Here is a 13679-nt window from a genome sequence, read left to right on the forward strand (position 1 = left end):
GGTAGCATTCGCCTGGCAAGGGTGGCCGGCGGTTCCGGCGATGGCCCTTGATACACCACAAATCGGGACGCGATCTGTCAACGGTGGTTTAACATAGAGATCGGGGTGGCGTGGACAAAAATCGTTGATATGTGAGCCATTCTGAGGCGGAAAAAGCCATCGGCGGACTTGCCGTGCGCATTTCCGCAGGTCAGAAATTACAGCATGAAGTTTGCCGCCTGCAACTCCTCACATATCGAACGAATTTGTCCACGGCGAGCTGAAATCGAGAAAGAACGCCCGATGCGAATCGGTCGTTCTTGCCGGCTATGCTATTCGACTGGTTGTAGATCGCAAGCGTTGGTAGCATGGCGGATTCCGACGGCCATGCCAACCGCGCCCCTCGCCAGCAAGCTTCTTACCGCGAGGACGCGGGCAACGCAAGTCGCCTGCGCACGCCACCAACAAACTTCCTGCTGCGAGGGGCGGGAAACACGCGCTACCCGCGCCCCCTCGCATAGCCCTGACGTTACACGCGCGGGATTTCGAGCATCTTCTGCTTGAGCTCGACTTCCATCTCGCGCATTGCCGCTTCGGCCTCGGCGCGCTTCTGGCGGCCTTCCGCCTGAATCTGCATGACCTCGTCGAAGGTCTTGATGAGCGTTTCGTTGGTGTTCTTGAGCGTCTCGATGTCGACGATGCCGCGCTCGGACTCACGGGCGATCTCGACAGTCGAGGTGTGCAGCATCTCCGCGTTCTTCTTGAGCAGGTCGTTTGTCATGTTCGTGACAGCGCTCTGCGCGCGGGCGGCTTCGGCCTCGTTCGCAATGCCGAGCGCAAGCACCATCTGGCTTTTCCACAGGGGGATGGTGTTCACGATGGTGGTCTGGATTTTCTCGACAAGTGTGATCTCGTTGTTTTGCACAAGGCGGATCTGCGGCGCTGTCTGCATGGCAATGGTGCGGGTGAGGTCCAAATCGCCAAGCTTCTTCTCGAAGCGCGTGCACATGGCATCGAGGTCCTGCGCTGCCTGGGCATCCTCGGCGCGACCGGTGGCGCGGGCATGCTCAACAAGCTCCACCAGCTCGCCTTCGCGAACCTGCGCGAGCTTTTTCTTGCCCGCAAGCAGATACATCGTGAGCTCCTTGAAGTACGTGAGGTTCAGCTCGTACATCTTGTCGAGCGTCGCCGCGTCCTTCACGAGCGTCATCTGGTGGTCTTTGAGCTGATCAACGATCTTGTTCACGTTCGCCTCGGCCTTATCGTAGCGAGTGCGAAGCGACTGCACCTTGTCGACGCCGCGCTTGAAGAAACCGAAAAGCCCCTTTTCCTCGGTGGCGTTGAAGCCGCGCAGCTCGTTGACGACGCCGGTGATGAGGTCGCCAACTTCGCCTAAATCGTTCGTGCGCACGCGCTCAAGCGCCGACTCGGAGAAATCGGCCATCTTCTTTTGCGCCCCGGCGCCGTACTGCATGATTGCGGCGGAGTCGCGCACGTTGATCTGCTCGGAGAACGACTCGACCATCTTCTTCTCGTCATCGGAGAGCATGGAGTCGTCGAGGGCGAGATTGCCTTCGCTTTTCGCCAGCTCATCTACCGGTTGGGCGGAAAGAACAGGAGCGGGCGCATCGTCGAGCTCGGGAGTAAGCGTGAGCGTGAGCTCGGGCGTTGCCTTCGATTCGGTGCTGTTTTCCATGACGATACCTTTCTTTGGTTCCTAACGGACGTATGCTCGCCCGTTTTCGGTAATGATGCGGCTATCGCGCCTTGTCAAACGGGCTCTCGGTGAGCCCTTCCTGCGCAAGCACGGTGTTGAGCACGGTAATATCGGACGACACGTCGGTCGCCACATCGCGGAAGAGCGAGTCGAGCAGCTTCTCGAACGCGGTGCTCAAGCTGTCGAGCGCCTTCTCGATTTCGCGCTTCGATTCGAGGATGTTATCGCTTTGGATGGGTTGGGAATCAAGCTCGCGGTAGGTTTCGAGCAGCTTCACCGTGGTGGGCAGGTAGTAGTCGAGAAGTCTGTCGAGGTCATCGATAAGGGCGGGGTTGTCGGCCGCGGCGTCGAGGATGGCCGTGACCACGTGCTCGATCTGATCGAGCGTGCGCGAAGTCTCTTCGTCGGGGATGGCCTCGTTGCCCTCGCGGATGAGTGCGATGAACGCTTTGCCGCGGTCGAGCAGGTGCTGCTGCTCAGTTGTGAGCGGGGCGCTTTCCTTCGAGCTGGCAGATTGCACGAGCGCTTGCTGGCGTTCGGTGCGGCGCGCTTCGGCGAGCTTTTGCTCGTGGCTTTCGTACGCCTCGGGAGTCATGAGGAGCAGCCCCGATCCCTCGTCGAGCGTCGCCTGCTTGAACATGCCCTTCGCAAGCATCTTCCTCACGTTTTTCTGCACGTTCTCAACGCTCTCGGAGCTGCGCTGTGCAAGCTCCTTCACGCTGTATGACTCGCGCAGGCCGATGGTTTTGCGGTAGCGATCGAAGGCGCCTGCGAAGCGAATCTTGCGAGTGCCGGAGAATACCAGCGCCGCGCCGCATACGGCACCTGCGGCGATGAAGGGCACCGCGACCCCGACGTTGAGAAGAAGCATGATCAGCCCGATGAGGACAAGCGGAACGGCCACGACAACGCCCGCCACGACAAGCGCCACGCCACCGCCGCGCTGCGTCGTAGGGCTTGCATAGCGCAGGTTCATCAGCTCCTCTTGGCGCTTGCGCTCTTGAATGAGCGCATATTGTTCCTGACCTCGTCGAATGCCGTCGGAAGCCTGCGCGATCCCGCGGCCGATGCTTTCGGCGGCAACACCGGCAACGCGCTCGATGGTCGATTGGAGGTCGCTGAAATCGCTCGACTTCACGGCATTTTGCGCAGCGTTTGCAACTTGGTCGGCAATGTTATCTGAAGAAGCCATAGGGCTGCCTTTCCGTGAATCACTGTGTCGTTTCGATTGTACCCGAACGCCCGTGCTAAATACGGCACAGGTCAAGCCGTAAAACCATATTTTACCGAGCTGTAGGAAAGCGACGTAGAGGAAATATTCAACGAATGGGGTGAATTCGAGACGGCGCACGATACAATAGATATAACCTTAATTAAGCGCTCTCTTAAGGAGAATCTCATGGCCTACGTTTTCACCCACGCAACCGTCCTTGACGGCACCGCCGACATGGAGCCGCGTCCCAATTCCACTGTTGTCGTCAGCGACGAGGGCCGCATCACGGCGGTCGGTGCGGCAGAGGAAATCGTGCCACCTGCGAATGCGCAGGAAATCGATCTTAGGGGAGCTTACCTTGCGCCCGGCCTTGTGAACCTGCACGTGCATTTTTGCGGGTCCGGCAAGCCGACGAGCGCAGGTGCGGCGGGCGATCTTATCGACAAGGTGGTGGGAAACCCCATCGGCATGTGGTATCTGCGACGCATCATCAAGAAGCACGCACAGCAGCAGCTCGCAAGCGGCGTGACTACCGTGCGTTCGGTGGGCGACCCGGGCTTTGCCGACGTCGATGTGCGCGATGCGATAAATGCGGGCAAGTACCCCGGTCCGCGCCTTCTCACCTCGGGTGTGGGCGTCACGGTGCCGGGCGGCCACGGTGCCGGGCTGTTCGCGCATATCGCAGAGACGCCCGAACAGGCGCGCGAGATCGTCCGTGAATGCTTCGCGCGAAAGTGCGACTTGGTGAAGCTGTTCATCACGGGCGGCGTCTTCGATGCCGAAAAGGAAGGCGAGCCGGGCGTTTTGCGCATGTCGCCTGAAATCGCAGCCGCGGCAGTCGACGAGGCGCACAAGCTTGGCATGGCGACCGCTGCCCACATCGAGAGCGCAGAAGGCGTGCGCGTGGGACTCGAGGCGGGCGTCGACACCATCGAGCACGGCGCAGACCTTACGCCCGAGCTCATAGCTCTCTTCAAAGAAAACGGCGTCGGCCGGAAATCCTCGCTGACCTGCACGGTTTCGCCTGCGCTTCCCTTCGTCGAGCTTGACCCTGAAAAGACGCACTCGACCGAGATTCAGAAGGTCAACGGCAACATCGTCTACCAGGGAATCGTCCGCGCGGCACAGGCGGCGCTTAAGGCGGGTATTCCCGTGGGGCTTGGCACCGATTCGGCCTGCCCCTACGTCACGCACTACGACATGTGGCGCGAGGTCGTGTACTTCGAGCGCATCGTCGGGGCGCCGCGAAAGCTCGCGCTACACACGGCCACACTCGGCAATGCGCGCATCTTGGGGCTGGGTGAAGAAACGGGGTCGATCGAGGTGGGCAAGGCCGCCGATCTTATTGTGCTCGATGAGAACCCGCTCGACAACTTAGAGGCATTGCGCCAGGTGAAGATGGTCATGGCGCGCGGCAAGCTCGTAAGCGGGCTTTCCGTGAAGCATCTGCCCGAGCTCGACCGCGAACTCGACACGTTCCTACCGCGAGGTTAAGAGAAGATTGCCAGGGCAACGCCGTTTAGCTGCGCCAGAAAGTCCTGTTGCAAGACATTGCAAGTTGGTTTCGCGGGCTTCATTCGTTCGATAGCGTCCTGTACAATTAAAGCCGTGTATCACCGAGTGCCCTCCGTCCGCTGCGTGAAGGGTCGGGAAGAGGAGCCCATGAAAAAGAGCGCCCGCGGTTCTGGTATTTTCTTGCGTGTGTTTTTGTCTCTCGCGCTCGTAGTGTCGTTCGTCCCTATTACACGCGATGCGTCGTATGCTGCGGAGGATTACGCTGCGCCCATCGAGACCGTGAATGCCGATGCCTCGACCAGGGGCGACGCCGACCACTTCGAAGCTGATACCGCTGGTGGTGAAAGTGATGCGGGCGCATCCGATGGCTCAACAGCCGTGAGCTCACCGTACGGCGCCGCGCAAGCTCGTCCCATATGCGAATACGGCAAGCTTATGCCAGACGGCTCTGTGTACGAATGCGACGAATCGGGCAATCTCAAGGAGCCGATTGATAAATTGGACCCCGAGTCGCATTCCGTTAATCCAGGGGAAGTCAAAAACCTTATCGTCGATTCTCAAACGACTTCGATTCCCGAGAGATTGTGCTATAGCTCCACCTATCTTCAATCTGTGCAGTTTGAGGGGGTGGCCCTCAAATCTATTGGCGAGTACGCTTTCTTCAATTGCGAGAACTTTTCGTCGATAAGCCTGTCGGGTATGCATATCGAATCTATCGACAGGGACGCTTTTTCTTATTGCGAGAAGCTGGCTAGCCTTAACATCGAAGAGCCTGCGACCATTGAGTCAATCGGTTCCAATTGCTTTTACGGGAGCGGTCTTATCTCGACGGGCTTGGACCGTGTGGAGGGATTGAAGAGCATCCCCGTCGGCGCATATCAGGAGTGCCACGACCTCGTCGATACCGGTCTTGCTGGAAATCGCTCAGTTGAATCTGTCGGGGACTCCGCTTTCGCGCATTGTTATGATCTCGTCGACACCGGTTTTGGGGCGAATACGCATGTTACGTCTGTCGGTGAGTATGCTTTCATGAGGTGCGAAAAGCTGAACCAAACGGGACTTGCGACAAATACCCGAATCGCCTCCATTGGCGCCTACGCGTTCTTGGGCTGCAAGAGTCTTCGTCTTTCGGGACTTGAAACCAACACAACCGTTTCGAGCTTGGGGGAGCACTGCTTCGAAGAAGCCGACATGAGCGGCGGGCTTGTTTTGCCGCGTGGCTCCAAGATCACCATGCTTCCGAAATACGCGTTCGCCGAAACCAAGCTCAGCTTTGTGTACTTTCAGTGCGACCATGCGGTGCTTGTCGATTCCCAGACGTTTCCGAATGGCTTTATAAAAGTTCTCGTTCCTGCACGTTCGCTCGATTTGTATCAAGAGAGCGAAGTTCAACGTGATTGGGAAGCATGCAATTACGACTTGCCCTACGATGCTTCGAACTATCTGTCTATCAGCGTCGTAAGCGATCCAAACAGGCTTGTGTACCAAAAAGGGGACGCTGTTTCCCTTGACGGCATGCAAGTAAAGTTCAACTATGACGGTACGCAGCGCACTTTCGACTACGCCGACCTCGCGAGCAATTATGCGTTCAGCCAATTCTTCTCTTTCAGCCCCGATAACGGGTCAATCTTCCAGACTTCCGACAACGGCGCTCCCGTGCGCGTAACCTACAACGACGGCGACCATCTCCTTAGTGCCTATTCATCAGGCCTTTTGCAAGAAGAGGGGAACACGGCGTTTTCCGTGTACGTGGAGAGTCCGACCGCTCAGCTGGGGGAAACGGTGACGGGCGGCGGCCAGTTTGCTTTAGGCGATACATGCACGGTGAGCGCCGCAACGACGCTCGACGGCAGGCTCTTCGCTTATTGGGCTGATGAGGAGGGCAACGTTCTTTCCGAGAAGGAAACGTACGAGTTTTCCGTTGAGCGCTCTACCGTGCTCACTGCCGTGTTCGCCGACGAGATCGTGGTTTCCCCGAAGGCGCGGCTCAATCTCGCGAATGGGAGCGAAGTCGAAAACGTGACGTTCTCTATCGTTGCCGACAATTGCAATTATGGAGAAACGTTCGTCACATATCCCGGCAAGGTGGTGACGATCACATGCAACTACGATCCCTCGAAATGGTCAGTCGATCATTGGGTTTATTCAGATGGCGCTTACTGGATCGTCGGGAGCGAGAACTCCGCGACCGTTTCGTATGCCGTGGAGGGAAAGGGCGATCCCGTTGCTATCCTCAGGGAAAAGGAGCAGCCTGACCCCGACCCCGGCAAGCCTATCGACCCGGTAGTTGCGGTGCATGTCGATTACTCGCAGACGATCGATTTAGGTGGGAGAGCGCTTATGGAGGGCGTTGAGGTTCCGAGCGTTTCGGGTTCGAGGTTCCTCTTCGCTGGCCAATTCGTCGCGCTCGACGCCGAACGGCTCGGCATGATCGATGACGACATCGAGTTCCTGGGCTGGTATGACAAGGAAACGGGCGCGTGCTTGAGCGAGCGGCGCGTGTGCCTTTTCAAGCCGGAGATGAATATGAGCGTCGAGGCGCGTTTCACGCTGAAAGACGTTGCGGTTCGCATCAATCCGGCGCAATCGACCGACCGCTCCGAGGCCTACGCACATGTGATCCCGACGGTTGGCAACTGCTATCGCGACGCGGGCGAGACGGTAGCGCTTTCCGCTACCACCGACAACGCGCAATTCCGTGGCTGGTACGAAGGCCCCTCGGGTGCGCAAACCCTCATCAGCAGCGATCTTGCCTGCAATTACGAGGTTCCTAACTCGAATGGCGAAGCTTCTCAGGTTGAAGTCACGCCTTGGTATTGCGCCTGCCAGGCGAGCGTCGTTCTAGATGTCGACGGCACGACTGAAGACGGCAGCCCGCAAGGCTCTTTCATCAGCACGGGCCTCTACGGCGTCGGTTCGAGCGTTACGGTCGTTGCCATTCCCGCGCCGTATTACGCGCTCGACTACGTCACCGACGCGGCGGGCAACAAGGTTGACGTTGCCGAAAACGGTACCTACACCTTCACGCTTAAGGGAGATACCCAGCTCACAGCACATTTCCGCGCTGTTTCAGACAGCAAGGAGGCGTTCGAGATACTGCAGGCTGCCCTTATCACGGCGTTGGGCGTGGCGATAATAGCCGCGACCGCGTCCGGCATAGGGGAATTCGTCGACCCAATCGCCGTCCCGGCTATCGTCGAAGTCGGGGAAGCCGAAACCATCGAGGACCTCGTGGAGGTCGGCGGCAAAGCCCTCAAGGAAATCGAGGAGATATTCGAGCACCACAAGCACGATCGCGACCCCGATAAGCCCAAGGGCGATCATACGGCCACCATTATCGCCACTGCGCAGCCTGAAGCGGGCGGCATCGTAAAAGGCGGCGGCGTCCATTTCGAAGGCACCGTCTGCGAGCTCGATGCTATCCCGAATCCGGGATATCGCTTCGTCTGCTGGAAAGAAGACGGCGTCGAGCGCTCGACGTTGCCGCATCTGCAGATGGCGATCACCGATGTCACGCCCGACATCGTGAAGTTGACCGCCGTGTTCGAGAAGGACGTGGCGATCACCACCTCGATCAACGTTGAAGGGGCGGCCGCCGACGCGGTGACCGGGTGCAACGCCACACCTGATCGGCAAGTCATCAAAACGGGTGCAGAGGCGACGGTCATCGCCGTTGCGGGCGATGGCTACGAGTTCGCCGGTTGGTACGACGGCGTGGCCGAAGTGTCGAAGTCATCGACCTACTCCTTCCTCGCTGAAAACGATCGGCACCTCGTCGCGAAGTTCCAGCGCACCTGCAAGGTTGCGGTGACGGTGGAGCCTGCGAGCGCGCTTGCGGGTAAGTGCACGATCGCAGGCGACGGCACCTGCGTTGTTGGCAAGCCGACGGTGCTCTCCGCACACCTTGACGAGAGCGTGCGAGAGAAATACACCTTCAAAGGCTGGTACCGCGCCGGCGCTACGGGCGATGTGCTTATGGGCACCGACGAGACGCACTTGGAATTCATTCCCGAAGGCGACACCCATATTCGCGCGGAATACGTCGCGAAGATGTACACAATCAAAGTCGAGGTCGACGGCTTGCTTTCGGGCATCAACCCGCCTGGCGAAGTCTCGATCGTGGGCGATCCCGGCAAGGACTGGGTCGAGCTGCCCTACGGACGACATGTCACCATCAAGGCGAAGGCCGACGACAAGCATTGGTTCGCCTATTGGCAAGATAGCTCCGGCAAGCACTACACTGACGCCGAGCTGCGCGTATGCGTGACGAAGGACGAAACCTACACGGCGGTGTTCAAGAAGGGCCCCGAGGTTGTCATCGCCGCCGATTCGTGGTGGGGCGGAACGGTGACCTGCAACGGCACCGAGGTGAAGCCCGACACCGATCAATTCAAACTGGGGGAAACGCTTAACCTGAAGGCTGAGAACAATCCCGGCTGGCTTTTCTGGGGTTGGTACGAAAATGGGCTGCTCGTGAGCACTGAAAAGGAATGCACTCTGGTCGCGAAGAGCTCGAAGCTCAATTCCTATTACTGCACGATCACCGCTGCGTTCAAGCCGCTCGATGTGGTGTGTCTGCCGGTGGCGAGCCCCGCCGAAGGCGGCTCGGTTACGGCGAGCCGCATCTTGGCCGATCGCGGTGCCGTCGTCGAGCTGAAGGCGACGCCCGCGCCGGGCTACGCGTTCGTTGGCTGGTACACGTTTGAGGGCAAGCTCGTGTCGACAGAGCCCGAGTTCACCGACAGAGAGGCTCGAAGCCACGTCTACGTCGCGCATTTCAAGGAATGCTCCTACTCTGTTGCGGCGGCGGTGGCGGAGCTTGCGCCTCCGGGCGAGCTCGTGGAAAACGCAGGCGCGGGCTGGGTGGAAGGCGCGGGAACCTACGGCGCGAACTACCCGGCGACGCTTTCGGCCCACGCGGCGGAAGGCTACACGTTCAAGTACTGGGTCGATGATACGGGCACGCCGGTCAGCATGAGCGCCGAGTACCGCTTCATTCCCAATGAGAACGCGTCGCTTCGCGCGGTGTTCGAGGCGAAGCAGTTTACGGTGAACACCACGACTGCCGAAGGCTACGGTACGGTTTCGGGCGCGGGCACGTATGCGGCGGGGCAAACGGCTACCGTCACTGCAACGCCTGCAGAAAACGCGACGTTCATCGGCTGGTATAACGAGGGCGTATGCGTGAGTACGAGCGCCGAGTACCGCTTCACTGTGCGCGGCGACACCGACTTGATAGCCGTATTCGGGGCGGGGGAGTACACGGTGAGCGCCGTCGCCTCACCTGTCGAGGCGGGCTATACGAGCGGTTTCGGCTCATTTGCGCAGGGCGACCGCACGACGCTTTCCGCCTCGGCGAAGCCGGGCTTCACCTTCGATTGCTGGAAGGATGCTGAAGGCAACGTGGTGAGCGCTCTTCCCGAATACACGGTTGCGGTAACAGAGAGCGTCGCCTACGTGGCGTGCTTCACGCGCAATTCCTACTACGTGGAGCTCGACGCGAACCAGGAAGGTGCGGGCGTGCTTACAGGTGGGGGAACGTATTCGTTTGGCGACACGATCGAGCTGAACGCTCAGCAAACGACCGACAAGCGCTTCGTCTCCTGGCAGCTTGTGGGCGAAGGCGGTGAGAAGACGCTTCTCTCCACCGACGCGCACTGCTGGCTTGCCCTTGACGAGGAATTCATAAGCTCCCTTACCGATAACGTCGTCTCCATCGAGGCTCAGTTCGCCGATCCGTATGAGGTGTCGGTGTCGGCGAAAGTCGTCGTTGCGGGCAAGGTGGGCGCGCGCGGATGCAAGGTGAAAGGAGCAGGTACCTTCCAATCGGGGGATAAAGCTACGCTGCAGGCGGTTGCAGGTGAAGGCTACCGCTTCGTTGGCTGGAGCCTTGACGAGGGCGGGTTCAGCGTCGCGGAGACCTACGACGTGCTTTCCTTCGAGGCGTCGTCCGACATCACTTATTATGCGCAGTTCGAACCCGACCCCGCAAGCAAGGTCGACGTGGCGGTGACGCAGAGCTCGATATTCAGGGGTCTTGCATTTATCGCCGGTGCGTCGGGTGCGGGAACCTCGCTTTCGTGCAACAAGGGCGATGCGTTCGTCGCCATGGCCGTTGCCTATCCGGGAATGCGCTTCTCGCACTGGATCAACGATGCGGGCGCGATTGTGAGCTACAACGCCATCCATGCGGGTATTGCGCACGAGAACATGCGCCTGACCGCGGTGTTCTATGCGACGGGCTTCGACGCGCAGGTGGCGACGTACCCTGAGGGCGCGGGTTTCAGCATGGTCATCCCCGGAACGGGTTCGAGCTATATGTCGCCGTCGGCGATGATAACCATCCCGTACCCGGGATGGAAGTTCGATCGCTGGGTTGATGAAAACGGCGCGACCGTCGGGAAGAGCCCACTTCTCGTGCGCCCGGCGTATGCCAACCGCACCTTCACCGCGTATTACGTGCGTGATGCGATCGATGTTGTCGCCATCGATCCGCGCGAAGGCGGATACGTCGAGGGGTCGACCTTCTACGGCGATAGCGGCTACGCCGTGCAGAAGACGATAGAGGCGGGCGAAAGAGTCACGCTCGTTGCCGTGCCCGATGAGGGTTTCGACTTTGCGGGCTGGTACAAGTGCAACGATGAAGGCACGGTGGACGACGCGGAGCCGGTGAGCACCGACGTGAGTTGGACGTTTGCTCCCACGACGGACACGAAGGTGATCGCGCACTTTACCGAGAAGGCAAAGCTTCAAGTGAGCGCCACAGCGGAAAACGGCGCCGTTGAGCCTTCGTCGGTTGAGGTGACGCCCGGCGGGGATGCTGCGTTCGTGGCAACACCCGACAGCGGTTGCTATTTGGATTACGTAAGCGCGACGGAAACGGCCAACGAGGGCGGAAACGCGGTTTCGCACAACCTCGACATTTCCGATTATTCCGGCGGAAGCTATACCTTGACTTTGGAAAACATTGAGACATCGCAAGCGCTTTCGTTTTCGTTCGCAAAGGCGGGCACACCTGTCGTGACCGCACAACCGCAAAGTGCGACGGTTCACGAAGGCGATCCGGCCACGCTGTCGGTTGCGGCGGATGCAGCCTCTGACGTGCTCGCACATGAGGACGAATCGAGCGGAGCGGCGGCAAGCCACGAGCTTGCCTACCAGTGGTATCGCGTCGGCGCTGATGGCGATGGCGCTGCGATCGAGGATGCCACGTCGAGCTCGCTTTCCATTTCCAAGGCGAGCGAAAACGATGAGGGAACGTATTACTGCCGCGTTACGCAGAGGTATCTGGGTACGGAGATGAGCATCGATACCGAGCCTGCCGCTATCTCGCTTGTGCAGCCTGAGGAGCTTGTGTTCAACGCGTCCGAGTTGCCCCTTGCTACAGCGTGGCACGCCTATAGTGCGAGCATCGCGTCTGCGACGGGTGGCGAGCCGCCGTATACCTACACGCTTGCCGAGGGAAGCGCGCTTCCAGAGGGCGTTGCGGTTAAGGGGCTTGGCGGGAGCAACGAGCCGCTTTCGGTTGTGGGCGAGCCGCAGAAAACGGGCGTGTTCGGCTTCGACATCGTGTGCACCGACAGCAAGGGCACTGCGAAAACCGCGCATTTCGCCCTTATCGTGAAACCGCAGGTGGCGGAGCTTTCGTTCTCCAAACTGTATCGCGTGTACAACGGAGAGCCGCAAATGCCTGTGCTGGCGGGCGTGCCCGAGGGCCTTGCGGACGTGGTTGCCTATACCTACACGGGGATGGGCGATACGCATTATTCAGGTACCAAGGCGCCTGTCGATGCCGGCACCTACCGCGTGGTGGCGACGCTTCGCAGCAACGGCTACGTCGGTCGCGCAGAGACGGATTATCGAATCCTCGAAAAACCCGTGTACATCGCGCTTACCGCCGAAAACGCGACGTATGACGGCGAGCCACATGCCGCGACGGTAAGCGTGCCGAGTTTGGAGCCTTCCGATTACACGGTTGTCTACACGGGCGTCGATGGCACGGATTTTGGCCCCACGTCGACCGCCCCGTGCGACGCTGGCAGCTACTGCGTTGAGGTAACGGTGACCAAGCCGAACTACCAGGGGCGGAAGTCCAGGGAATTCACGATTTCGCCGGCGCCGCAAGAAATCACGGGCACGACTGAATACTCTGCTACCTACGGCGATGCCGGGTTCGCATTCGACAACACGGCCAAAACCCCGGTCACCTTTGAAGTTGTGCCGAGCAGTGAGGGCACACTAGCCCCGATTTCGGTACAGGGGTGCTATGCATCGATCGTGTCGGCGGGCACGGCGCGCGTCGTCGCTCATGCGGCGGCGTCTCGCAACTACCTTGCCGCCGCCGATGTGGAGCTCGTAGTTACTGTTTCGCCAGCTCAGATGCTCGTCATCGTGCATGATGCCGAACGATTCGAAGGGGAAGCGAACCCTGTATTCTCATCCGATTTGATTAGCCCTGCAGACACGAAGGGCGTGGCCGTTGTGTACTCGTGCGAGGCGGACGCGTCGTCGCCAGCGGGTGAGTACGCAATCAATGCAAGCGTTTCGGACTCGAATTTCACAACGACGGTGGAACCCGGTACGTTAACGGTGAAAGCGAAGTCGGTGCCTGACCCTGGCCCCGCTCCGGATCCGGGCCCTGACCCCAGTCCGGTCGACCCGGACAACCCACCGAAGCCGGATGATCTCGACCAGCCTGGCGGTCCCGATGAACCTGACAATCCCGATGAGCCGAGCCGACCGGATAACCCCAGCGACCCTGATGCGCCGAGCGATCCAGGCAATCCCAACAGCCCCGATTCATCTGATCAACCGAACGATTCGGATCAGCTTGATGAACCCGGCAACGCGAACGACCAGAACGCTTCAGGCGCGTCGTTGCCATCGGGCAACTCAAATGGCGTCGCCGTTGCAGCTGGTTCTTCGGCTGACAATGCTCGCATGCTCTCTGGGCAAAATGAAACGACCACTGAGGATTCGCAAGATGGGCAGGATAGAAGCGCGGCCTCCGCCTTGCTGCCCGACGAGGATGCTTCATCTTGGGTGAAGATACTCGTGCTGGGGACGGCGTTCATTGTCCTCATTGGCACCGTGGCGGGCGGCGTGATCGTGCATCGTCGTCGTCGAAAATAGGACCCAGCAAGGAAATGCGAGGGGGCAGCGCCGATTCTGCCTCGTATTTGGGATCGCCCCCTCGCTTCTGTAATTCTGCATAAAGGGGTAACATCCGTGCCTGGGGAATGACGCGAACCGGTT

4 protein-coding genes are annotated in these 13679 nt (G+C 59.6%); 2 read left to right on the forward strand and 2 right to left on the reverse strand.

The window, feature by feature from the left end; all coding sequences use genetic code 11:
* Window positions 1-508 precede the first annotated feature (508 nt).
* Complete coding sequence (locus tag Q0G85_RS01750) at window positions 509-1675, reverse strand: toxic anion resistance protein (RefSeq protein ID WP_297154146.1); 1167 nt, start codon at window positions 1673-1675, stop codon at window positions 509-511.
* Window positions 1676-1736: 61 nt separating this feature from the next.
* Window positions 1737-2888 carry a 5-bromo-4-chloroindolyl phosphate hydrolysis family protein gene (locus tag Q0G85_RS01755; RefSeq protein ID WP_297154147.1) on the reverse strand — a complete coding sequence of 384 codons (1152 nt, stop codon included), beginning with the start codon at window positions 2886-2888 and terminating at the stop codon, window positions 1737-1739.
* A 207-nt stretch (window positions 2889-3095) separates the two neighbouring features.
* Here Q0G85_RS01755 and Q0G85_RS01760 point away from each other — a divergent pair, with 207 nt between their 5' ends.
* Window positions 3096-4403: an amidohydrolase family protein gene (locus Q0G85_RS01760; protein ID WP_297154148.1), complete on the forward strand. Its 1308-nt coding sequence runs from the start codon at window positions 3096-3098 to the stop codon at window positions 4401-4403.
* Window positions 4404-4571: 168 nt separating this feature from the next.
* Window positions 4572-13556 (forward strand): leucine-rich repeat protein, encoded by an 8985-nt coding sequence (locus tag Q0G85_RS01765; protein ID WP_297154150.1) that lies wholly within the window; start codon window positions 4572-4574, stop codon window positions 13554-13556.
* The last annotated feature ends 123 nt before the right edge of the window (window positions 13557-13679 follow it).

Source organism: uncultured Ellagibacter sp. (assembly GCF_934617235.1).
GTDB lineage: Bacteria > Actinomycetota > Coriobacteriia > Coriobacteriales > Eggerthellaceae > Ellagibacter.